The organism is Streptomyces sp. NPDC006529 (assembly GCF_040611795.1).
Classification (GTDB): Bacteria; Actinomycetota; Actinomycetes; order Streptomycetales; family Streptomycetaceae; genus Streptomyces.
In genome coordinates, this window is sequence record NZ_JBEXPB010000009.1 from 29,060 (window position 1) to 52,956 (window position 23,897).

The window sequence follows — 23,897 nt, forward strand, 5'->3', positions numbered from 1 at the left end:
CCGCACCCCTTTTCTCCCCCAGTGCCCGTGGAGCCGCGCGGATGACCTCGCCCGACGTGTCCGACGAGGCGGCGCTCGCGCGCGCCGGCGACCGCGCCCTGCTCGCGGCGGCCCGGCACAGCACCGGCCGCACCGCCGCCGTCGGCGCGTGCTCGACCGGCGCCGCCCTGGCGGCCCTCGCCGAACCGGCCGTCCTCGGCCACACCCTCGACCTGCTGCTGCGCGGCGATCCTGCGGGCCCCCTCTGGACCGTGTGGTGCACCGCGGTCATCGCCGCGGAAGTCCTGCTGGACGCCGCCGTGAGCGCCCTGACGGGTCGGGTGAACGGCCGCTCCACCGCCTGGCTGCGCCGCCTCGGCCTGACCCGGCTGCTGTCGACGGCCCCGCACCACGCCTGTCGGCACGCCCCCGGTGACGTCGCCGCGCGGCTGACGGCCCACGCCACCGAGGCCGGGACCACACCGGCGGCTGCCGCGGGCGGCCTCGCCTCCCTGCTGCCACCGCTCGGCGGGCTGATCGCCCTCTTCGTCATCGATGTCTGGACCGCCCTCGCCTTCGTGACCGGACTGCCGCTGCTGGCCGTCCTGTTGCGGTCGTTCAGCCGCGATTCGGCCGACAGCGTGAGCCGTTACCAGCAGGTCCAGCTGACGATGGCCGGGCTCCTCGTCGAAGCGCTCGCCGGGGCCCGGACCATCGCCGCGGCCGGCACCCTGCTCCGCGAACGGGCCCGGATCCTGCGCGGATTGCCCGCGCTCGGCGCCGAGGGGCGGCGGATGTGGCGGGTCTACGGAGGGACCAGCGCCCGCACCTCGGCCCTGATGCCGCTGCTGCTGTACGTGGTCCTCGGTGTGGGCGGGCTGCGGCTCGCGGCCGGGGCGCTGGGCGTGGGCGCCCTCCTCGCCGCCGTCCGCTACGCCGGGCTGGCCGCCGGGGTGGGCGCCGTGACCGGCCGGCTGGCCGCGGTGGTCCGCGGCCGGGCCGCCGCCCGGCGCACCGCCGCCCTCCTCGTGCTGCCCGAGCTGCCGTACGGGACCCGGGAGTTGTCCCCCGGCGGGCCGGGGACCCTGGAACTGCGCGGCGTCCGCGTCGTGCGCGGGGGCCGGGCCGTGCTGGACCGCGTCGACCTGCTGGTGCCGGGCGGTACGACGGTCGCCGTGGTGGGCCGCTCCGGCTCGGGGAAGACCCTGCTCGCGGCGGTGGCGGGGCGCCTCACCGACCCCGACGCCGGGCGGATCCTGCTCGACGGGGTCCCGCTGGCGCAGCTGTCCCACGACGCCCTGCGGCGCGATGTCGGGCACGCCTTCGACCGGCCCGTGCCGGCCGGGCGGACGGTCGCCGACGCGATCGCCTTCGGCGCGGGACCGCCGCCCGGGCGGGAAGCGGTCCGGGAGGCGGCGCGGGCGGCGGGCGCCGATCTCTTCGTACGGCGGCTGCCCCAGGGGTACGACACCCCGCTCGCGGACGCGCCGATGTCCGGGGGCGAGATCCAACGCCTGGGCCTCGCCCGGGCGTTCCTGCACGCCGGACGGCTGCTGGTGCTCGACGACGCGACCTCCAGCCTGGACACGCTCACCGCGCGCGAGGTAGAGCGGTCGCTGGCCGAGCGGATCCGCCCGGGCACCCGTCTGGTCGTCGCCCACCGCATCTCCTCGGCGGCCCGGGCCGACCAGGTGGTCTGGCTGGAGCACGGCCGCGTCCGGGCCACGGGCCCCCACGGCGACCTCTGGCACGACCCGGACTACCGCGCCGTCTTCGCCGCCCCGGCCCTGCGGGCGACCGGTCCCGGGGCCGCGCGGGCTACCGCTCCCGGGACCTCCCCGGCGCCGGGAGCGGAGCCGCGTCCGGTCCTTCCGGCCGCCGCTTGCGATGCCGGGCCGGGGGCGGGTGCGGCGCCCGCGGACCCTCCCTCCGGCCCCGGCGGGCCGGGCGGGCGAAAGCCGGGCGCGGAGGTCCGTAACGCCTCGGTCGAGGCCATCGGGGCGCAGCAGCGGGGGGACGGCGCGTCCGGGGCGCGGGGCGCCGGAGGGCCGCGCGGGGCGTGGCGGCGCGTGGGCGGGGAGGGGCGGCGGTTCCTGCGCGGGCGGGGGCGGGCGCTGGGCGCGCTGGCACTGTGGTCCCTGCTGGAGTCCGCGCACACCTTCCTCGGCGGGTACGGCGTGGCCCGCGCCCTCGACGACGGCTTCCTCGCCGGCCGGGTTGCCGCCGGCGTCGGCTGGCTCGCGGCGGCCGGAGCCGGGGCCCTGCTCGGCGGCGTCGCGCTGCGGGGGGTGTTCGCCGCCCTCGCGGAACTCGTCGAACCGCTGCGGGACGGACTCGTCCGCCGGGCGGTGCGCCGCGCCCTCGGCGCGGCGGTCGCCGACCCCGCGCGCGCCGTCGACGCGAGCGCGGTGTCCCGGCTGACCCAGCAGACCGAGATGGCCCGCGACTCCTTCGCCGGACTGGTCCTGACCGCCCGCTCGTTCGTCTTCACCGCCGCCGGAGCACTGCTCGGCATGGCGGCCCTGGCGCCCGTACTGCTGCTCGTCGCCGTGCCCCCGCTGCTGCTGGGGCTGGCCGCCTTCCTGGCCACGCTGCGCCCGATGGCGGCCGTGCAGCGGGAGGCCCTGGACACGGACGAGGCGCTGGCGGCGCGGGTCGGCGAGGTGGCCGCCGGGCTGCGCGACATCGTGGCCTGCGGGGGCGGCGGGGCCGCGGCAGCCCGGGTGGAGCCCCTGATCGCGGCCCAGGAGCGGCTGACGGGCCGGCTCGCCCGGTGGGGGTCCGTACGGACGGTGGCCCTCGGCGTGGCGGGCCGCGCGCCCGTGGTCGCCCTGCTCGCCGCCACGCCCTGGCTGCTGGGGCGCGGGATCACGGCGGGCGCGCTGGCGGGTGCTCTGACGTACCTGACGCAGTCGCTGCTGCCCGCCCTCGACACCCTGATGGCCGCGCTCGGTTCGGCGGGGACGCGGCTGCTGGTGGTCCTGGACCGTTTCTGCGGACCCGAGCCCGGCGGGAGCCTCCCCGCCGCCGGACCGAGTGCGCCGCCCGCGGCGCGCGAGCACGCCGCCGCCGCCGAACTCCACGGGGTGCGCTTCGCCTACGGGCCCCACGCGCACCCCGTGCTCGACGGGCTCGACCTGACCGTCCGGCCGGGCGAGCACCTGGCCGTCGTCGGACCCAGCGGCATCGGCAAGTCCACGCTCACGGCCCTGCTGGCAGGCCTGCTGCCGCCCGACCGGGGCACGGTCCTGGTGGCCGGAGCGCCCGCCCGGCCGCCCGGCTCCAGCCCGGCGGGCAGCATCCCGGACCCGCGGCGGACGCTGCTGCCGCAGCAGGCGTACGTCTTCACGGGGACCGTGCGCGAGAACCTGACCCACCTGTGCACGGGAACGGAAACGGGCGCGGGCAAGGGAACGGGCGGTGTGTCCACGGCCCGGCTGGAGGCGACCGTCGCCGCCCTGGGCCTGGAACCCCTCCTCGGGCGCCTCGGCGGCCTCGACGCGATCCTCGATCCTTCCGAACTGTCACAAGGTGAGCGGCAGTTGCTGGCACTCGCCGCGGCCCACCTCTCCCCCGCTCCGCTGCTCCTGCTCGACGAGGCGACGTGCCATCTCGACGCGGAGACGGAGGAGCGGGCCGAACGGGCCCTCGCAGCCCGCCCCGGCACCCTCGTGGTGGTGGCCCACCGGATCTCCTCGGCCACCCGGGCCGACCGCGTGCTCGTCCTGGACGGGACCCGCGCGGTGTGCGGGACGCACGCGGAACTCCCGGCACGGTCGGCCCTGTACCGGGACCTGGTGGGGATGTGGAGCGCGGACGGCGCGGTCGGTTCACGCTGAAGCCGCCCGGCTGCGGGGGGTTACACCCAGCCCGCGCTGCGCGATATGCGTATCGCGTCGATGCGGTTGCGGGCTCCGGTCTTGCGGGTGACGGCGGCCATGTAGTTGCGGACGGTGCCGCTGGCCAGGTGCAGGGCGCGGGCGATCTCGGCTATCGAGTCGCCTTCGGCCGCGCGGGCCAGGACGCTCAGTTCGCGCGGGCTGAGCGGCACCGGGTCGGCCTCCATGAAGGCGGAGGCGAGGGAGGCGTCGATGAACCGTTCGCCCGCCGCGACCTTGCGGACGGCGCGGACCAGCTGTGCGGGCGAGCCGTCCTTGTCGACGTAGCCCAGGGCCTTCGCCTGGAACGCGCGGCCGAGCGTACCGGGCGTGCCCGCCGTCGCCAGGACGAGCAGGGGGGTCGGGGGGTTCAGGAGCCTGCGGTTGACGCACCCCTCCCCCGCCAGGACGGCCGTGGCACCCGGACAGTCGATGTCGACGACCGCCACGTCTGGTCGTAACAACTCGGCCCGGCGCGCGGCCGTCCTCCACCCCGCCGACGTGACGTCGAACTGCCCCTCGGATCTCAACAGGGCGGCCAGGGCGGACCCGACGAGGCTGACGCTGTGCAGTACGAGGACCTTCGTCATGCGGAACTCTCCAGGGGACGGGAGGGAGCGGCGCGGATCGAGCAGCACCTTCCGGCTGCCCCGTGACCGCCCTGCCGGAACGTCTCCGCAGGGGGCGTGCGGGGGCGCGTGGCCATAAACGGCCGCCTCCCGGATGCTCCCTCACGCCTCGGTGCAGCCCGCTCACCTCCGTCCGCCCCGCACCGCTTCCCGGATACGGCCGAATTCCACCCCTTCCGCGGGTCAGCGACGGGCGGGAGCCGCTCTGCCTAGTCGGCCGGGGCGATCTCCGTCAGGCGGACCGTGCTCATGATCCGCATGATCAGCTCGTCCCCGACCGCACCCGGCACGCCGGTCCGCCCGTAGAAGTCCCAGGCGACGAAGTCGCCCTTGCCGTTCTTGAAGCCGAACACGACCGAACGGCCGTCGCCCGTGCACTTGTTGGGCTTCTTGGCACCCTCGGAATGCGCGGTGACGTAAGTGCCCTTGACCCCGGAGGCGGTCGTGTAGTCCACCGGCTTGTCCCACTTGACGAGGGACTTGTCCGGCTGGGTGTACGCGGCGAAGACCCAGGTCGGGGCCTCCTTCTCGGCGACGTCCCGGGTGTCCTTGGCGCCGTCGGCCCCCTTGGTCCCCGTCGTGGCGAGCCGGAAGTGGTCGATCCGGCCGTCGCCGTCGGAGTCGAGGCTGCACCACTGCGACTTGTAGAAGGCCGGCGCGGTGTGCCCGATCAGGATCTTCTCGTGGTCCGTGTCGTCCTCGTAGCCGCTGAACACGGAGGGCGCCGCCACCTCCCATTCGGGCGGCACGTCGAAGGCCGTGCCGTGCTGCGGGTTCACGACCGTCTTCCAGCCCGGGATCGTCGGCGGCACGGTGGTCGACGGCGAGGCGGAGGCCGACCCGGAGGCGGAGCCCGACGGCGAAGCGGGGGCGGAAGCGGACGACGACGGGTCGGCGTCCGCCCGATCGGCGGTCCGGTCGTCGTTCCCGAGCAGGAGCACGCCGCCGACCGCGGCGGCCGCGACCACCACGGCGGCCGCCGCGACGACGGCGACGAGGACGGTCGTCCGCCCGCGCTTGGCGGGGGGCGGCGGCTGCTGCCCCGGAGGCATCCCGTAGGGGCCGCCCACCGGGTACGGGGCGATGGGGGTGGTGACCGGCTCGGGCGCGGCGTGCGCGGGCGGCATCCCCGGGGGAGGCGGCGGCTGCCGGTATGGGTTGGGGAACTCCTCGCGGGGTTCCTGGGCGTAGGGCCCCTGGGCGTAGGGCCCCTGCGCGTACGGGCCCCGCCCGTGGGGTCCCGGCGCCTGCGTGCCCTGCTCGTGCGGGTCCTGCGCGTGCGAGCCCTGCTCGTGCGGTCGCTGCTCGTGCGGTCCCTGTTCGTGCGGGTCCCGCTCGCCCCCGGGCGTCTGCTGTCCTGGCCACATGGCGAGTAACGATAGGCGTGCGGTGTGGCACCCGCCACGGCCGGGTCCGGCCGCCGCCCGGCCGGACCCCCCGATCCGGCCAAGACGCCTACGGAGGCAGCTACTTGCCGAACGAGAGGAGCGCGTGGTCGACCTTCTCCGGCTCCGGTCCCTGCACCCGGCCGTTGAGCAGGAAGAGCCGGCCGCCGAGCCACGCCGGGTGCACGCCGTGCGGGTAGAAGACCGATTGGGGTCCCCGCGCGGCGGCCGGGCTCTGCAGGAACACCTGCGGTGCGCCGCCCGTCGGGGCGAGCGTCGCCATCGCGCCCGAATGTCCCGCGCCGTCCCCGATGTACACGACGACCTTGTGGTCCTCGACCGCCAGCGGCCACATGGAGCGTCCCTTGTCGGGCGCCGCCGCGTGCCACTTCTCCTGCCCGTTGGCCAGGTCGACGGCGATGACCTCGTCGGTGTCGTCGATACCGAGCGAGGTACCGGCCTTGCCGCCCGCGAGGTAGAGCGTGTCGCCGTCGACCACGGCGCCCGGGCAGTCCTGAAGGCCGTCGGAGCGCCCGTAGCCGTTGCACCGGCCGTTCACCCCGAACCGCGCCTCGCTCTGCGAGCGGACCGCGCCGTCGGCGGTGAAGGCCGTGATGCCCCAGACCTTCTTGTCGGAGTTGAGCGCGGCGACGACCAGCGGGTCCACGGACAGGACGCGGCCGACCCGCCAGCCCTTCTCGAAGGTGTAGCTCCACTTGGGTTCGCCGGTCACCGGGTCCACCTCCTCCAGCACCTCGGCGGGCTTCGGGTCGAAGCAGTTGCGCAGGCCGATCAGCCGGGAGCCCCCGGCGAACCCCGACGGGGAGCAGCCGGTCTTCGGCGTGCCGAAGAGCTTCCTGCCGTCGGTGACCGAGAAGCCGCTCCACACGGCCGACCGGGAGACCGCGACGGTGTCACCGGTGATCGCCATCTCGAAGGTGTTGGTGGTGTCGAATCCGTTCTCCTTCGGCACCTGCACCTTCCAGCCGAGCTTTCCGGTGGTGAGGTCGATCTGCTGGAGCTGGGTGCAGTGGGGTTTCTCCGCGTTGCTCTCGAAGAGGCCGACGACCAGCTTGCCGTTGGCCGCGGGGCCCTGCGGAACCCCGCAGATCGGAGTCTCCAGGTCGGCCTTCCACTTGTCCGTGCCGTCGGCCGCCGAGTAGCCGGTGATCTCCTTGTGCATGGCCTTGACCACGACGTCACCGACCCGCCAGGGGCCGAACTGCTCGGCTCCGGAACCGGCCAGCTGGGTCTGGTTCTCGCGCAGCCAGACCCGCCCCTCGCCCGGCTGGATGCCGGCGTTGGGGTCGTACGGTTCCGGTCCGCCCCCCGGGCCCTTGCCGTCACCCTTGTCGACCGTGGGGGTGCCGGACGGGGACGCCGAGTGCGCGTCGTCGGCGCGGGGGCCGGGCGAGGCGTCGTGGCCGCCGCCCGCGACGGCGTACACCACGCCGCCCACCACCAGCAGGGCCACCGCCAGCGCCGTGACCAGCACGGCGCGCCTGCCGGCGAAGGGGCCCCGCCCTCCGCCGCCGGGAGCGGGGGACGGGGATCCGCCCAACCACCCCGCGTCCGGCTGCTGTTGCGCCTGCGGCGAGGGCTGCGTCGGGGGCTCGGGCTGCGCGTACGGGTTCTGGGGACCAGGTCCGTACGGGGATCCGTGCGGAGGTCCGTACGGCGGTGGGGTGGGGCCGCCGGGCTCGTGACTGCTCATGGGAAGAGTGTGGCCCGTGCGGTTCACCCGAACCAGAGCCACCCCCACCCCCGGGGCCCGGCTCGCCGGTTCGGCGGCTCGGCGCCGCCCCGGGCGCCGGCGGTCCGTTCCTCAGAGCACCGCCCGTACCGCGGGGAAGTGGCACGACGCCACGTGGTCGGCGGCGTGGGCGGTCGGCTCGGGCACCTGCGTCGCGCAGCGCTCGCGCCGCTCGGGGTCCAGGCCCGCGTACACCGGGCACCGTCCCCTGAACCGACAGCCCGCGTAGCGCCGGGTTGGGCTCGGTGGGTCGCCCGGCAGCAGGATCCGGTCCCGCTGCCGGGCGCGCTCGCGCGCCGGGTCCGGCAGCGGCACCGCCGACAGGAGGGCTTGGGTGTACGGGTGCCGCGGGTTCTCGAAGACCTCCCGGACCGTCCCGGCCTCGACGGTGCGCCCGAGGTAGACGACGCTGACGCGGTCGGCGATGTACCGCACGACGGACAGGTCGTGCGAGACGAAGAGGTAGGCCAGGCCCAGCTCCGCCTTGAGCCTGAGCAGCAGGTTGAGGATCCCGGCCTGGACGGACACGTCGAGCGCGGAGACGGGTTCGTCGAGCACCAGCAGTTTCGGCCGGACCGACAGGGCCCGGGCGATCCCGATGCGCTGGCGCTGGCCGCCGGAGAACTCGTGCGGGAAGCGTTCGGCGGCGGCCCGGTCGAGCCCGACCTGGTCGAGCAGCTCGGGGATCCGGCGGGCGGCGCTCGCCCGGTCGGCGCCCTGCGCGCGCAGCGGCTCGGCGATGATGTCGCCGACGGGCATGCGGGGGTCGAGGCTCGCCATCGGGTCCTGGAAGACGATCTGCACCTGGCCGCGCAGGGCCCGTCGGTCGGCCTTGCCGAGGTCGGCGGGGGCCTTGCCGAACAGTTCGACGGAGCCGCCCTCGGGACGGGCCAGGTGGAGCAGTTCGAAGAGCGTGGTGGACTTCCCGGACCCGGACTCCCCCACCAGCGCGAGCGTTTCCCCGCCGCGGATCGCGAGGTCGACCCCGTCGACGGCGTGCACCGTGCCGATCCGCCGCTTGAAGGCGGCGCCCTTGAGCACGGGGAAGGTCTTGACGAGCCCGGTGACCTTCAACACCGTTTCTCCGGTGACCTGTTCGGGAGCCTCCGGGATCGCGGGCACGGGGTAGACGTCGAGCACCCCGAGCCCCTTCTCGGCGATCTCACCGGAACGGACACAGGCCGCGAGGTGACCTCCCCCGGCGCCCGCCGCGCCCCGCTCCCCCGGGTCCCGCACGTCCGCCCCCGGCGCCACCGCCGACAGCGGCGGGACGTCCGCCGTGCAGCGCTCCTGCGCCATCGGGCAGCGCGGGGCGAAGGCGCACCCGGCGCCCACCCGCCCCGCCGCGGGCGGCGAGCCGGGGATGGGGACGAGGGGGCCCCCGCCCCCGTCCAGCCGGGGCACCGCGCCGATCAGGCCCATCGTGTAGGGCATCGAGGGGCGCCCGAAGACCTCGGCCGCCGTCCCCGTCTCGACGATGCGCCCCGCGTACATCACCGCGACCCGGTCCGCCATGCCCGCGATCACCCCGAGGTCATGGCTGACGAGGACCAGCGCCGCGCGCGTCTCCCGCCGGGCCGTGCGCAGCACGTCGAGGATCTGGGCCTGGATGGTGACGTCCAGGGCCGTGGTCGGCTCGTCGGCGAGCAGCACGTCCGGGTCGTTGGCCATGGCCATGGCGATCATGGCGCGCTGCCGCATGCCGCCCGAGTACTCGTGGGGGAACGCCTGGGCGCGCAGGGCCGGTTCGGGGATTCCGACCAGGTCGAGCAGCTCCACCGCCCGGGCGCGGGCGCGGGCGCGCGAGACGTCCTGGTGGGCGCGGACCGCTTCCGCGATCTGGTCGCCGATCCGGTAGACCGGGGTGAAGGCGGACAGCGGGTCCTGGAACACCATCCCGATGCGCTTCCCGCGCACGGCGCTGAGCTCGGCGTCCGGGGCACCGACCAGCTCGGTCGGGCCCAGGCGGACGGATCCCCGTACGGCGGCATGGGCCGGCAGCAGGCCGAGGACGGCGAGCGCGGTCGCTGACTTGCCCGACCCCGACTCCCCGACCAGGCCCAGGACTTCGCCGCGGGCCAGCGAGAAGCCGACCCCGCGCACGGCGGGCACCCCGTCGAAGTCGACCTCCAGGTCCGTGACGGTCAGGACGGGTGGTGCGGGGGCGCTCATCGGCCGACTCCCTTGGCGGTGGCGGGTGATGGCCGGCCGGCTCCGGCGCGGGTGGTCCGGCGCGCGGCGCGCCGGGAGGTCGGGTCGAGAGCGTCCCGCAGTCCGTCCCCCACCAGGTTGACCGCGAGGACGAAGACGATCAGCAGCCCGGCGGCGAAGAAGAACATCCAGGGGTAGGTGACGGCGGCTCCCGTGGTGCTCGCGATCAGCGTGCCGAGCGAGACGTCCGGAGCCTGCACGCCGAAGCCGAAGTAGGAGAGGGCGGTCTCGCTCATGACGGCGCCGCCGACGGCGATCGTCGCGTCGATGATGAGGAACGAGGCGATGTTGGGCAGGACGTGGCGCCAGATGATCCGGAGCGGTCCGACGCCCATATACACGGCCGCCTTGACGAATTCCCGCTCCTTCAACGAGAGCGTCATCGACCGGACCACCCGCGCGGTGATCATCCAGCCGAACACGGCGAGCAGCCCGACGAAGGCGACCCAGCCGCCGCTGCGCAGCCTCGGCGAGACGATCGCGATGATCAGGAACGACGGGAAGACGAGCAGCAGGTCCACGAGGAACATCAGCAGCCGGTCCGTCCAGCCGCCGAAGTACCCGGCGCAGGCGCCCACCAGGGAGGCGAACACGGTGGAGAACAGGGCCACCAGCAACCCGATGACCAGGGACTTCTGGAGTCCGCGCACGGTCTGGGCGAAGACGTCCTGGCCGATCCGGTTGGTGCCCCACCAGTGCCGGGCGCTCGGGGCGGACCGCAGGGCGGTGTAGTCGATGTGGCTGTAGTCCCACGGGCTGAGGAGCGGTCCGGCGAAGGCGAGCAGGAAGAGCAGCAGCAGGGCGGCGGCGCCGGCCAGCGCGCTGCGGTTGCGCAGGAACCGGCGCAGGACGACGGTGGCGCGTCCGGCCGGGCGGGTGGCGGGCTCCGCGCCCCGGACGCTGCTCTCGATGACGGCGGTCATGGTCGGCGTTCTCCTGGATCCGGGGTCAGGCGGCGCGGATGCGCGGGTCGAGCGCGGCGTGCAGCAGGTCCGCGAGGAAGCCGGACACGAGCACGGTCACGGCGGCGAACACGTTCACGGCGACGACCGAGTTGACGTCGTTCTTGCCGATGGAGGCGATGAACCACTCGCCCATGCCGTGCCATCCGAAGATCGTCTCGGTGAAGGTGGCGCCGGTGAAGAGGGCGAGGAAGCCGTAGCTGAAATAGGTCGACATGGGGATCAGGGCGGTCCGCAGGCCGTGTCGGAGCAGCACCGCCCGGCGGCCGAGGCCCTTGGCCGCGGCGGTGCGCAGGTAGTCCGAGCCGAGCACGTCCAGCATCGTGGAGCGCTGGTAGCGGCTGTATCCGGCGATCGCGCCGAGCCCGATCGAGATCGTGGGCAGCAGCAGGTGGACGCCGCGGTCCTTGAGCACCGCCCAGAAGCCGGAGTCGACGCCGGGGGTCTTCTCGCCGGTGAACCGGACGACGTCGGTGCCGGTCCTGGTGTTGAACCAGATCGCGCCGATCTTCAGCAGAACGGCCAGCAGGAACACGGGGGTCGAGAGCAGCACGAAGGACGCCAGGGTCATCGCCCGGTCGGAGAACCGGTACTGGCGCACGGCCGTCCAGGCCCCGGCCAGTACGCCCAGCACGGTGCCGGCGACCGTGCCGAAGAGCAGCAGGCGCAGGCTGACCCCGATCCGCCGCCCGAACTCGGCTCCCACCGGGGTCCCGTCGATGGTCTGCCCGAGGTCGCCGCGCAGCGCGTGTCCGGCCCAGGCGGTGAAGCGGGCGAGCAGGGGGGTGTGGTCGTTGACGCCGAGGGCGGTCAGGTGGTGGTCCACGGAGCCGGGCGACAAGGGGGGCTGGCGGCCTTCGTAGTACGCCCGCGGATCCAGGGCGTACGAGGCGAGCAGGTAGGAGAGGCAGACGGCGGCCAGCAGCAGCACGGCGTAGTAGCCGAGCCGCTTGGCCAGGTAGGCGGCCACGGGTGGGGACCTCCGCAAGTGCTCGTGATCCGCGGGGGATCGTGGGAAGTGCGCGACGCCCGGGTCGTCCGGGAATCACGGCCGCGGCAGGTCAACCTGGCTAATTCGTCGGCTCGTTGACACAGCTTGACCGCTGTTTGTTGCGGACATGCTAAGAAAACATAGCGGGATTCCAGCAGGCCTCCCTGCGGAGCGCAAGATCTCCTACGGTCGGCCGGGGCTGTGGTCCCGCCCCACCACCCCCACAACCGGAGGAAGTGTCCCGATGCGCAGAACCACGGTCGTCGCCCTAGCCGCAGCCCTGTCGGCCACCCTGGCGGTCTCGGCCTGCGACTCCTCCGGCACGGACGGGGACGCGTCGGCGAAGAAGGAGGCGGCGCCCGCCGTCGACGGGCAGAACATCAACGCCCAGCCCGTGAGCGCCCTCAAGCGGGGCGGATCGCTGAAGATCGCCATCGACCAGTGGATCACGCAGTACAACATGAACCAGGTGGACGGCCAGCAGGGCGACGCCGCGGAGATCGACCGGGTCGTGCTGCCGCACCTCTTCTACGCGGACGCGAAGGGGGTCGGCCAGCCGAACCCGGCGTTCCTGACCTCGGCGAAGGTCGTCTCGGCCGATCCGCAGGTGGTGGAGTACCAGCTGAACCCGAAGGCGACGTGGTCCGACGGGAAGCCGCTGGGGTGGAAGGACTTCGAGGCCCAGTGGAAGGCGCTGAACGGCGCCGACAAGGCGTACGAGGCGGCCGACACCACCGGCTACGACCAGATCTCGAAGGTCGAGCAGGGCGCCGACGAGCACGGCGTGAAGATCACCTTCTCGACCCCGTACGCCGACTGGCCACGGCTCTTCGACCCGCTGTACCCGGCCGCGTACCTCGACACCCCGGAGAAGTTCAACAAGGGCTGGACGGAGAAGGCGCCGGTCACCGCGGGTGCCTTCACCATCGGCACCTACGACAAGACGGCCCAGACCATCACGCTGGTGCCCGACCCCCGGTGGTGGGGTGACAAGCCCCTGCTGGACTCGGTCGTCTTCCGCGTCCTGGACCGCTCGGCGCGCACCGAGGCCTTCCTCAACAAGGAGCTGGACGAGACGACGGCGCTGCAGCCCGAGGACTACAAGCGCCTGGTCAAGGACCCCACCGCGGACATCCGGCGCGGCGCCCGCTGGGACGAGGTGCACATCACCCTCAACGCCGCGCGCGGCCCGCTCCAGGACGTCAAGGTGCGCAACGCCCTCCAGTCGGCCATCGACCGCAAGGGCATCAACGCCAGCTTCGCCAAGGACCTTTCCTTCGAACTGAAGCCGCTCAACAACCACTTCTTCATGCCGAACCAGGCGGGCTACCAGGACAACTCCAGCGAGTTCGACGCCTACGACCCCGCGCGGGCGGCCAAGCTCCTGGACGAAGCGGGCTGGAAGGACGCCGGCCAGGGCAAGCCGCGCACCAAGGACGGCAAGGAACTGACCCTGGAGTACACGCTCAGCGCGGGCGGCTCCTCCGCGCAGGAGGACCAGGCGCAGCTGGTGCAGCAGCAGTTGAGCGCGGTGGGCGTGAAGGTCGACATCAAGAAGGTCCCGGCGAACGACTACTTCGGCAAGTTCGTGAACACCGGGAACTTCGACCTCGTCAGCTTCCGCAACGTCGACGAGGCCTACACCTCCAAGCTGATCCCGGTCTTCCAGCAGCCGCAGGGCGGCAACCTCTTCCAGAACTTCGGTTCCGTCGGCAGCCCTCGGATCGACGAACTCCTGAAGAAGGCGGGCCGGACCACCGACCGCGGCGAGGCGCTGAGGCTCTACAACCAGGCCGATGCCGAGATCTTCAAGCTCGGGCACTCGATCGAGCTGTACCAGCGCCCGGCCATCCTGGCGGACCGCAAGGGCCTCGCCAATTTCGGCGCCACCGGGCTCGCCGACGTCGACTACACGAAGGTCGGCTGGCAGAAGTGACGCCGGACCGGGCAGGTCAGGCAAGTCAGGCGGTCGTCGGCAGCCGGACCGCCTGAGCCGGCATGACGAGGGCGCGGGCCGCGGCGAACTCCGCGCGGGCCGCCTCCTCGGCCGCTTCCAGGTAGGCGTAGGCGTCCTCCCCGACGGGCACGCGCAGGGGGGTCGGCACGTCGGAGGCGACGAGCGCCAGCAGCGTCTCGGCGAAGTCCTCCGGTCTGCCGTACTCCGCGTTGTCCTCCATCCCGCGGAACCCGTCGCGCATCTCGCCGGTGGCCTCCGCGTAGACCGGGAGGCGGTGCGCGGCCTCCGCGAGGGAGGACCCGTAGCGGGTGGCGAAGACCCCGGGCTCGGCGACCGTCACCCGTACGCCGAAGGGCGCGACCTCGGCCGCCAGCGCCTGGCTCATGCCCTCCAGCGCGTACTTCCCCGCGACGTAGGACGCGAGGCCGGGGAAGGCCATCCGGCCGCCGAGCGAGGACACATTGACGATGTGGCCGCGGCCCTGCGCCCGCATCAGCGGCAGGACCAGCCGCGCGAGCCTCCAGGGACCGACGAGCAGGGTCTCCAGCTGGTCGCGCAGCTCGGCGTCGGCGACCTCCTCGACCGTGCCGAAGAGACCGCTGCCCGCGTTGTTGACCAGGACGTCGATGCCGCCCATGCGATCGACGGCGCCGCGCACGGCCCGTTCGCACTGGTCCGCGTCGCGCAGCTCCAGCGCGAGGGGCGTGATCCGGCCGGGCCAGGCCCGGACCAGCTCCTCCAGGGCCGCGGTCGTGCGCGCGGTCGCGGCCACCTGATCACCGGCGCGCGCCGCGGCCGCTGCCACGGCCCGGCCGAGCCCCGAGGAACACCCCGTCACCAGCCAACGACGCTCCACCGCATCCCCCTTCGCCCTGCGCCCTGCGCCCTGCGCACCGGCCGTCATGGTCGCCGTACCGCGCCGCGGGCGAACACCCCCGGGAGGCGGCGTGCGGGAGCGCGAGAGGCGCGCTTTCCGGCGCTCTCGCGCCCCCTCGGCCGTAGCCTCGCTTTTCCGCCGCCCGCCGGGCCCCAGCGGGAAATCCGCCGATGGCGCACTAGAATGACGGGTCGATTGGTGCTGGACCGGAACAACCCTGGCAAACCTGGGCTCCACCGGCGACCCGGGTGTTTCCGGGACCGAGACGCGAGGGCCGATGGCAGCCACACCTGAGCACGGTGAACTGACCCTGCTCGCGGGCGGGAACGGGAACGGGGACGCGCCCGCGGATGCCGCCGGCAACGCGCCCGCCGAAGTCACCGGCGACGCCCCCACCCACGCACCAGCGGACGTCAACGCCGACGGCGACGGCGCGCGGGAGGAACCCGGTAAGTCCGCCCTGTTCCGCGCCGGACCCGCCGCCCCGCCCCGCACCCTCCTCGACATCTTCGAGGCCTCCGTCCGCGCCCACCCCGACGAGCCGGCCCTCGACGACGGCAGCGCCCGGCTGACCTACCGCGCCCTGGCCGTCGAGGTCGAACGCCGGCGGCGCGCCCTGGTGGCCGCCGGGGTCGGCCCGGGCGACCGGATTGGCGTCCGTGTGCCGTCGGGGACCAACGAGCTGTACGTGTCGATCCTCGCCGTGCTCGCGGTCGGCGCCGCCTACGTACCGGTCGACGCCGAGGATCCGGACGAGCGGGCCGAGCTGGTCTTCGGCGAGGCCGGGGTGCGGGCGGTCCTCGGCGCCGGCCGGCGCATCGACGTCACCGGCCCCGCCGGTACTCCGAAGGCCGCCGCGCGGCCCGGTCCCGACCAGGACGCCTGGATCATCTTCACCTCCGGCTCCACCGGCAAGCCGAAGGGCGTGGCCGTCAGCCACCGCAGCGCCGCCGCCTTCGTGGACGCCGAGGCCGCCCTCTTCCTCGCCGAGGACCCCATCGGCCCCGGCGACCGCGTCATGGCGGGGCTGTCCGTCGCCTTCGACGCCTCCTGCGAGGAGATGTGGCTGGCCTGGCGGCACGGCGCCTGCCTCGTGCCGGTTCCCCGCTCGCAGGTGCGCAGCGGCGCCGACCTCGGCCCCTGGCTGATGGAGCAGGAGATCAGCGTGGTCTCCACCGTGCCGACCCTGGCCGCGCTGTGGGAGCCCGAAGCCCTCGACGAGGTCCGGCTGCTGATCTTCGGCGGTGAGGCCTGCCCGCCCGAGCTGACCCAGCGGCTGGTCACCGAGGGCCGCGAGGTGTGGAACACCTACGGCCCCACCGAGGCCACCGTGGTCGCCTGCGCCTCCCTGCTGAGCGGAGCGGAGCCGATCAGGATCGGGCTCCCGCTGAACGGCTGGGAACTGGCCGTGGTCGACGAGTCCGGCGAGCCCGTGCCGATGGGTGGCAGCGGCCAACTCGTCATCGGCGGCGTCGGCCTGGCGCGCTACCTCGACCCGGTGAAGGACGCCGAGAAGTACGCGCCGCTGGCGTCCCTGGGCTGGGAGCGCGCCTACCGCAGCGGCGACCTCGTCCGCGCCGAACCGGAAGGGCTGGTCTTCCTCGGCCGCGGTGACGAGCAGATCAAGCTCGGCGGCCGCCGGATCGAACTGGGCGAGGTCGACGCCGCGCTCCAGGCCCTGCCGGGGGTGGCCGGCGCGGCCGCCGCCGTGCGCACCGCGCGCAGCGGCAACCAGCTGCTCGTCGGCTACCTCGTCCCCCAGGAGGGCTGGGACCGCGCCGCGGCCGTCGAGCGGCTGCGGGCCGAGCTGCCCGCCGCCCTCGTACCGCTGCTCGCGCCGGTCGAGGAGTTGCCGACCCGGACCTCCGGCAAGGTCGACCGCGACGCGCTGCCCTGGCCGCTCCCCAACCTGGAGACCACCGGGCCGGTGGAGCAGCTGTACGGCACCGAGGCCTGGCTCGCCGAGCAGTGGAGCGAGACCCTCGGGGTGAGCGTCACCGGCGGCGCCGACGACTTCTTCGCGATCGGCGGCAACAGTCTCGCCGCCGCCCAGCTCACCACCCGGCTGCGCGTCCGCTACCCGCGGGCGGCCGTCCTCGACATCTATCAGCAGCCCACGCTGCGCAAACTGGCCCGGCGGCTGGAGAAGTCCGTACGGGAGGACGGCGCGGCCCGCGTCGTCTCGCCCGTCCCGCTCCGCTCCCAGGTCGTGCAGTCGCTGCTGCTGCTCCCGCTGTTCACCCTGGTCGGGCTGCGCTGGACGGTGGCGCTGCTGGCCCTGGGCAACGTACTGCACTGGTTCGGGCCCTATCCGTGGGCGCCCACCGCATCGTGGTGGCTGGTCGGGGCGGGGGCGGCGCTGCTGTTCAGCCCGCCGGGGCGGCTCGCGATCGCGGCCGGCGGCGCGCGCCTGCTGCTGCGCGGCGTGAAGGCCGGGCGCTACCCGCGCGGCGGCCGCGTGCACCTGCGGCTGTGGACGGCCGAGCGGCTGGCCGAGTGCGCCGGCGCGACCTCGCTCAGCGGGTCGTGGCTGGAGCGCTACGCCCGGGCGCTGGGCGCCAAGGTCGGACCCGAGGTGGACCTGCACTCCCTGCCCCCGGTGACGGGCATGCTCAAGCTCGGCCGGGGCTGCGCCGTCGAGTCCGAGGTGGACCTCTGCGGGCACTGGCTGGACGGGGACCAGCTCGTGATCGGCGCGGTCAAGGTCGGGGCGGGGGCCGTGGTGGGCACCCGCAGCCTGCTCTTCCCCGGGGCGCGCGTCGGCAAGCGGGCCGAGGTGGCCCCCGGTTCCGCGGTCGTCGGGCAGGTGCCCACCGGGCAGCGGTGGGCAGGGGCGCCCGCCGTCAAACTCGGCAGGGCCAAGCGCAACTGGCCCGGGGAGCGGCCGCCGCGGCCGGTCCGCTGGCGCGCCGCGTACGGGGCGGCCGGGTTCGGCCTCACCGCTCTGCCCGTGCTCGCGGCGCTGCCCGCGCTGCTCGTGGCGAGCCGCTTCGTGCCCGCCGGCGCAGGGGCGGGCGCGGCGCTGCGCGGCGCCCTGCTCGCCGTGGTGCCGGGGGCGCTCGCCTTCGGGTGCGCGTACGCGCTGCTGCTGCTCGTCTCCGTACGGCTGCTCAGCCTGGGTCTGCGCAGCGGCGTCCATCCCACGCACAGCAGGACCGGCTGGCAGGCCTGGACGGTCACCCAGCTGATGGACCTGTCCCGCGAGACGCTCTTCCCGCTGTACGCCGGGCTGATCACGCCGGTGTGGCTGCGGTTGCTCGGCATGAAGATCGGCCGGGGCGCGGAGGTGTCCACCGTGCTCGCGCTGCCGAGCCTCACCACCGTCGGCGAGGGCGCGTTCCTCGCCGACGACACCCTGACCGCGCCCTACGAACTGGGCGGCGGCTGGATGCGGATCGGGCACTCGGCGATCGGCCGCCGGGCGTTCCTCGGCAACTCGGGCATGACCGCGCCCGGGCGCACCGTGCCGGACGGCGGGCTGGTGGGCGTGCTGTCGGCGACGCCGAAGAAGGCCAAGAAGGGCAGTTCGTACCTGGGGCTGCCGCCGGTGCGGCTGCCGCGGTCCACGGCGGACGCCGACCAGAGCCGGACGTACGACCCGCCCGCGCGGCTGCTGTGGGCACGCGGCCTGGTCGAGCTGTGCCGGCTGGTCCCGGTGTTCTGCTCGGCCGCGCTGGCCGTGCTCACCGCGGCGGCGTTCTGCGCGCTGAGCGCCCCGGGGGCGGTGGGCGCCGCGGGCACGGCGCTGCTGTCGGGGGCGGTCCTGCTGGCGGCGGGCGCCGCCGGGTGCGCGGTCACGGTGGCCGCGAAGTGGCTGCTGGTGGGCCGCCACCGGGCCGGGGAGCACCCGCTGTGGAGCGGCTTCGTGTGGCGCAACGAACTGGCCGACACCTTCGTCGAGGTGCTGGCCGTGCCCTGGCTGGCCGGATCCGTACCCGGTACCGCGCTGCTGTCCCTGTGGCTGCGCGGGCTCGGGGCGCGGATCGGCCGGGGCGTGTGGTGCGAGAGCTACTGGCTGCCCGAGACGGACCTGGTGGAGCTGGGTGACGCGGTCAGCGTGAACCGGGGCTGCGTGCTCCAGACGCACCTCTTCCACGACCGGATCTTGAGGACGGATACTGTGGTCCTCCACGAGGGCGCCACCCTGGGCCCGGGCGGAATCGTCCTGCCCGGGAGCACCGTCGGCGCCCACAGCACACTGGGTCCCGCCTCGCTCGTGATGGCCGGGGAATCCGTACCCGCCGGCACCCGTTGGCTGGGCAATCCGATCGAGGCGTGGCGGTCCTGAGAGGGGCCGGGCACAGCGCAGGGAACGGAAGCGTCAATGAACGGCCAGACGACCACGGCGTCGGACCCGTACTTTCCGGCCAACGGTGACCCCCGCTACCGCGTGCACCGGTACGAACTCGCCCTGGAATACCGGCCCCGTCCCAACCGGCTGGCCGGGACGGCCCGGATCAGCGCGATCGCCGGGCGGGCGCCGCTCGCCGAGTTCCACCTGAACCTGGCCGAGTTCAAGACGGGGCGGGTCCTGGTGAACGGCCGGGCCGCGCACTCCACGCACCGGGGCGGCAAGCTCCTCGTCCGGCCCGCCAAGCCGCTGCCCGCCGGTACGGCCTTCACGGTGGAGGTGCACTGGGTGGGCAACCCCAAGCCGGTCCGCAGCCCGTGGGGCGGCATCGGCTGGGAGGAGCTGACCGACGGCGCCATGGTGGCCAGCCAGCCGGTGGGCGCGCCGTCCTGGTACCCCTGCAACGACCGGCCCGCCGACAAGGCCTCCTACCAGATCTCGGTGAACGTCCCCTCCGCCTACACCGTGGTGACCGTCGGCAGGCTGCTCACCCGGACGACCAGGGCTTCGACGACCACCTGGGTGTACGAGCAGTCCGCGCCCACCTCCAGCTACCTGGTCGGGCTGTCCATCGGCATGTACCAGACGGTGCTGCTCGGTGATCCGGGACTCGACGGGGTGCCGCAGAGCGCGCACGTACCGGCGCACCTGCTGCCCCGGTTCTCCCGTGACTTCGCGCGGCAGCCCGAGATGATGCGCCTGTTCGAGGAATTGTTCGGGCCGTATCCCCTCGGCGCGTACGCGGTGGTCGTCGCCGACGAGGAACTGGACGTGCCGGTGGAGGCGCAGGGCCTCTCCCTGTTCGGCGCCAACCACGTGGACGGCGCGCGGGGTTCGGAGCGGCTCGTCGCCCACGAGCTGGCGCACCAGTGGTTCGGCAACAGCGTGACCATCGCCGACTGGCGGCACATCTGGCTCAACGAGGGCTTCGCGAAGTACGCCGAATGGCTGTGGTCGGAGCGTTCGGGCGGCCGGACCGCGCATGAACTGGCCTCCGACGCGCACCGGTTGCTGGCGTCCCGGCCGCAGGACCTCACGCTGGCCGACCCCGGCCGCAAGCTGATGTTCGACGACCGGCTCTACCAGCGCGGCGGTCTCGCCGTGCACGCGCTGCGCTGCACCCTGGGGGACGCCGCCTTCTTCCGCATGCTGCGCGACTGGACCACCGTCCACCGCCACGGCGTGGTCAACACCGCCGGTTTCACCACCCACGCGGCCCGTTACGCGGCGGAGCCGGTGGACGAGCTGCTCACCGCCTGGCTGTACGAGCCGGCCCTCCCGCCGCTGCCCGTACGGTCCACGGCGCCGGCGCGGCCCGCGTACCCGCCCACGAACGGCGAACCCGCGAGCCGCGGCCGCGCCTGAGGGACGCCTCCTCCTTCCGCGTCCCGGTTGGAACCGTTTCCTCCCTTTATGCACTCCTCCCGAATGACGCCGCATTCATGAGGAGTGGACACATTGAGCCCTTCGATCCCCTTCAACCCTTCGAACGCCCCGAAACTCCGCGAGGCCAGGCCCCCGTCCCGGCGTACGGCCCTCGCGTGGGGAGCCGGAGCCGCGCTGGCCGTGGGCCTGCCCGCGAGCGGCAGCGCGTACGCTTCCACGCTCGACGGCGCCGGTGCGCTCTCCCACCGGCTGGAGGCGCTGGAGCGGCGGTACTCCGCCCGCCTCGGGGTCTACGCGTGCGACACCGCGACCGGCCGGAGCCTGCGGTACCGCGCGACCGAGCGCTTCCCCCTCTGCTCGGTCTTCAAGACCCTCGCGGTCGCCGCCGTCCTGCGCGACCTCGATCGCGACGGCGCCTTCCTGGCCCGGCGCATCCGGTACACGGAGCAGGACGTCACGAGCGCGGGCTACGCGCCGGTCACCGGCAAGCCGGAGAACCTCGCCGGTGGCATGACCGTGGAGGAACTGTGCTCCGTCGCCGTGCGTTACAGCGACAACGCGGCTGCGAACCTCCTCCTGCGCGAGCTGGGAGGACCGGGCGCGGTCACGCGTTTCTGCCGGTCGATCGGCGACGGGGTCACACGCCTCGACCGGTGGGAACCCGAACTGAATTCGGCCGAACCGTGGCGCACGACCGACACGACCACGCCGTACGCCATCGGCCAGAGTTACGCGCGCCTCACCCTGGGCACCGCGCTCGTGCACGGGGACCGCGAGCGGCTCACCGGCTGGCTGCTGGCCAACACCACGGGCAGCGCGAAACTGCGGGCCGGCCTGCCCGCCGACTGGGCCGTCGCCGAGAAGACCGGCGGCGGGAAGTACGGCACCAGCAACGACGTGGGCATCGCCTGGCCCCCGGACCGCGCACCCCTCGTCATCTCCGTCCTGACGACGCGCCAGGCGCCCGACGGCCCGGCCGACGACCGCCTGATCGCCGAAACCGCCACCCTGCTCGCGTCGCTCCTGGGCTGATCCGGCCTCTCGGAATACCCCCTGGGGGTATATCGTTATGGGGCAGGAGACCGCGGGAACGCGGCCACGGGACGGCACGTAACGAGAGGACGGGGATGACGATGACGGACCACAGCACACACCACACGGGTCACGGCGGGCCGGTTCACGAGGGGGTGGCCCGGGTGACCTGGGCGTCCGCCGCGCAGGCGACGCTGCACTGCCTCACCGGATGCGCCATCGGCGAGATCCTCGGCATGGCCGTCGGCACCGCGCTCGGGTGGGGCAACGCGTCCACCATGATCCTGGCGATCGTCCTGGCCTTCGTCTTCGGCTACTCCCTCACCCTGTTCGGGATCCGCAAGGCCGGGCTGGACTTCACGTCCGCGCTCAAGGTCGCGCTGGCCGCCGACACCGTCTCCATCATCGTGATGGAACTCGTCGACAACGGGATCATCGCCCTGGTGCCCGGCGCGATGGACGCGCATCTGGACGAGGTCCTGTTCTGGACCTCGCTGCTGGGCGGCTTCGTCGTCGCGTTCCTGCTCACGACCCCGGTCAACAAGTGGATGATCGCCCGCGGCAAGGGCCACGCCGTCGTCCACGCCCACCACACCGCCGGGCACGGCCACGGCCACGGCCACCCCGGCCCCGCCCACTGATCCAGCGACCGCGCCCCATTCGCCCCCCTCCCCAAGCCCGGCGAGGGGGGCGAGAGGGGCGGAACCGACCGGATTCGAACCGGCGTCCTCGCGGTTTTGGAGACCGCGCGCGACGACCTCTGCGCTACGGTCCCGCCCGGCGCATCCTACGCCGCACCGCGAAAGCCCCGCCGCGCCCGCGGGGCCCGGCGCCCCGTTCGCCCTCGGTCGGCCAATCATGACGAAATGCGAACGGTCGGCGGCGGGCGCTCGCTTCGTGGGTGTGCCGATCCATAATCGACCATGGAAACCGCCTGCGTGGCCGGAAGGGGCCCTTCGTGAGCACACCGCGGGACTTGCTGATCATCACCCTCGACAGCGAGACGAGCCGCCCGGTCGAACAGGGCGATCTGTCGCTCGCGCTCGCCGGGGCCGAGCTGATCGACCTGCTCGCCGCCGAGGCCGTACGGCTAGACGGCGACCAGCTCGTGCCGGGGCTCGCGCCCCCGGTGGCCGACCGGCTGCTGGGCGAGGCGGCCGGGGCGCTGGTGCGCGAGGCCCCCTACGAGTCGGTCGCCGACTGGCTGTGGCGCAGGGGCCGTGGCCTGGCCGCGGCCTACCGGGCCGAGCTGGAGGGCGAGGGCCAGCTCGTACGGCCGCCCCGGCGCGGCATCTCCTTCCGGGCCGGCCCGCCGGAGCTGGTGGACTCGTCGGTCCGCCGACAGGCCGCGGACCGCTGGGCGGCGGACGAGCCCGTCCTGGCCGGCCTGGCGCAGGCCCTGGGCGTCCGGCCCCGCCGCGCGGGGTCGGCGGACTCCGCCTCCCCGGAGGCGGCCGACGACACGGTGGCGACCGTGCTGGCCACCGTCAACGACGCTCTGGTGGAACTGGCTGCCGTCCGGCAGCGCCGGTCCATCGAGGACGCCGCCTTCGACAACATCTGGCGGGGCAGCGGCGGTTGACGCCCGGCATCACGGGCGGCGGCCCCATGCGGAGGTCATGGGGGCGGTGGCCAGGTCGAGGCGCCCGGCGGCGACGTTCGCCAGGTGCCGGTCGATCTCCTCGTCCGTGGCCAGCCCTCCGCCACCAGACGGCCGCGGATCTGCCGTACGGTCGCGGCCTCCAGGACGGCGCAGGCGGGCGAGGTGATCGGGAAGTACGCGTCGGCCCCCACCTCCGCCAGGCCCGCCTCCCGGGCAGCAGCCTCGGCAGCGTGCGCCCGTACGCGAGATCCGCGCCGCGCGCCGCCATCAGGGCCCGGAAGCCAGCGCGCAACCGGTTGGCGAGGCGCTGTTCGGGGCCTGACTCGTCCGGGCACAACAGCGGCCGTAGCCCCGGGTCGGATCGGCGTCCTCCAGGAGCAGCCGGCCGCCGGGGCGCAGGGCCGCCACCATCCTGCGCAGCGCCTCGGCACGGTCGGCCACGTGCACCAGGACCAGCCGGGCGTGCACGAGGTCGAAGCCGCCGGGCGGCGGCGGATCGGCTCCGACGTCGTGGCGCAGCACCTCGACCACGCCCCCGGCGATGTCCCGTTCCCCGGACGGCCCCGTCCAGGACACGTCGATGCCGGTGGCCACCACCGACCCGGTGGGACCGACCCGCTCGGCCAGCCCGAGGGGGACGGACGCCCCACCGGCCCCGACCTCCCAGCACCGCATGCCGCGGGTGATCCCGAGCCGGTCGACGTGCCGGAAGGTCACCGGATCGAACAGCTCACCGAGTGCGCCGAACCGGATCCCCGCCTCCGACTGCCGGTTGTCGAGGAGACAGCCGTGATCCGCGCCGCGCTCACCCATCCGGCCAGTCTGGCAGAGCTCCGCGCCCCGGCCGAGGAGCACATGACTCCCCAAAGGAAACCTTATAGTTTTCGCCCATACCCTCAGCCG

The 23,897-nt window shown here is 74.1% G+C and carries 14 protein-coding genes, 1 tRNA gene and 1 pseudogene; 7 read left to right on the forward strand and 9 right to left on the reverse strand.

The window, feature by feature from the left end:
- Positions 1–41: 41 nt before the first annotated feature.
- Entirely contained in the window at positions 42–3,818 is a 3,777-nt protein-coding gene (locus ABZY31_RS09900; protein WP_356406905.1) for an ABC transporter ATP-binding protein, read from the forward strand.
- A gap of 20 nt (positions 3,819–3,838) precedes the next feature.
- Here the strand turns inward: ABZY31_RS09900 and ABZY31_RS09905 are convergent, their stop codons facing one another.
- The 6 genes from ABZY31_RS09905 to ABZY31_RS09930 all read right to left on the reverse strand — a co-directional run bounded on the left by ABZY31_RS09905 (position 3,839) and on the right by ABZY31_RS09930 (position 11,767).
- A complete protein-coding gene (locus ABZY31_RS09905; protein WP_356406908.1) occupies positions 3,839–4,447 on the reverse strand; it encodes a response regulator transcription factor in 609 nt (202 codons plus the stop codon).
- A gap of 248 nt (positions 4,448–4,695) precedes the next feature.
- Positions 4,696–5,853, reverse strand: a complete 1,158-nt coding sequence (locus ABZY31_RS09910; protein ID WP_356406911.1) for a hypothetical protein — start codon at positions 5,851–5,853, stop codon at positions 4,696–4,698.
- A 100-nt stretch (positions 5,854–5,953) separates the two neighbouring features.
- Positions 5,954–7,585: a PQQ-binding-like beta-propeller repeat protein gene (locus ABZY31_RS09915; RefSeq protein ID WP_356406914.1), complete on the reverse strand. Its 1,632-nt coding sequence runs from the start codon at positions 7,583–7,585 to the stop codon at positions 5,954–5,956.
- Positions 7,586–7,696: 111 nt separating this feature from the next.
- Positions 7,697–9,796: an ABC transporter ATP-binding protein gene (locus ABZY31_RS09920; protein ID WP_356406917.1), complete on the reverse strand. Its 2,100-nt coding sequence runs from the start codon at positions 9,794–9,796 to the stop codon at positions 7,697–7,699.
- Positions 9,793–10,758, reverse strand: a complete 966-nt coding sequence (locus tag ABZY31_RS09925) for an ABC transporter permease (RefSeq protein WP_356406919.1) — start codon at positions 10,756–10,758, stop codon at positions 9,793–9,795. Before ABZY31_RS09925 ends, ABZY31_RS09920 begins: the two co-directional genes overlap by 4 nt.
- A gap of 25 nt (positions 10,759–10,783) precedes the next feature.
- On the reverse strand, positions 10,784–11,767 hold the full coding sequence (locus ABZY31_RS09930; protein WP_356406922.1) for an ABC transporter permease: 984 nt from the start codon (positions 11,765–11,767) through the stop codon (positions 10,784–10,786).
- Between the two features lie 265 nt (positions 11,768–12,032).
- On the opposite strand from ABZY31_RS09930, the gene ABZY31_RS09935 reads away from it, so the two are divergent.
- Positions 12,033–13,724 (forward strand): ABC transporter family substrate-binding protein, encoded by a 1,692-nt coding sequence (locus tag ABZY31_RS09935; protein ID WP_356406925.1) that lies wholly within the window; start codon positions 12,033–12,035, stop codon positions 13,722–13,724.
- A gap of 25 nt (positions 13,725–13,749) precedes the next feature.
- On the opposite strand, the gene ABZY31_RS09940 is transcribed toward ABZY31_RS09935, so the two are convergent.
- Positions 13,750–14,601 carry an SDR family oxidoreductase gene (locus ABZY31_RS09940; RefSeq protein ID WP_356406928.1) on the reverse strand — a complete coding sequence of 284 codons (852 nt, stop codon included), beginning with the start codon at positions 14,599–14,601 and terminating at the stop codon, positions 13,750–13,752.
- Between the two features lie 298 nt (positions 14,602–14,899).
- Between ABZY31_RS09940 and ABZY31_RS09945 the strand changes: the two genes are divergently transcribed.
- From ABZY31_RS09945 to ABZY31_RS09960, 4 genes are all read left to right on the forward strand, one after another.
- Complete coding sequence (locus ABZY31_RS09945; protein WP_356406930.1) at positions 14,900–18,910, forward strand: Pls/PosA family non-ribosomal peptide synthetase; 4,011 nt, start codon at positions 14,900–14,902, stop codon at positions 18,908–18,910.
- A 36-nt stretch (positions 18,911–18,946) separates the two neighbouring features.
- The gene (locus tag ABZY31_RS09950) at positions 18,947–20,338 is read left to right on the forward strand and encodes a M1 family metallopeptidase (protein ID WP_356406932.1); all 1,392 of its coding nucleotides are present in this window, start codon (positions 18,947–18,949) and stop codon (positions 20,336–20,338) included.
- Positions 20,339–20,431: 93 nt separating this feature from the next.
- Complete coding sequence (gene bla, locus ABZY31_RS09955) at positions 20,432–21,391, forward strand: class A beta-lactamase (RefSeq protein ID WP_356406935.1); 960 nt, start codon at positions 20,432–20,434, stop codon at positions 21,389–21,391.
- A 95-nt stretch (positions 21,392–21,486) separates the two neighbouring features.
- Positions 21,487–22,032 carry a DUF4396 domain-containing protein gene (locus tag ABZY31_RS09960; protein WP_356406938.1) on the forward strand — a complete coding sequence of 182 codons (546 nt, stop codon included), beginning with the start codon at positions 21,487–21,489 and terminating at the stop codon, positions 22,030–22,032.
- Positions 22,033–22,091: 59 nt separating this feature from the next.
- On the opposite strand, the gene ABZY31_RS09965 is transcribed toward ABZY31_RS09960, so the two are convergent.
- A tRNA-Trp gene (locus ABZY31_RS09965) sits at positions 22,092–22,166 on the reverse strand.
- Between the two features lie 183 nt (positions 22,167–22,349).
- Between ABZY31_RS09965 and ABZY31_RS09970 the strand changes: the two genes are divergently transcribed.
- Entirely contained in the window at positions 22,350–22,973 is a 624-nt protein-coding gene (locus ABZY31_RS09970; RefSeq protein ID WP_356406941.1) for a GPP34 family phosphoprotein, read from the forward strand.
- Positions 22,974–22,982: 9 nt separating this feature from the next.
- Here ABZY31_RS09970 and ABZY31_RS09975 read toward each other — a convergent pair.
- Positions 22,983–23,807: pseudogene (locus tag ABZY31_RS09975) on the reverse strand (methyltransferase domain-containing protein).
- Positions 23,808–23,897 lie beyond the last annotated feature (90 nt).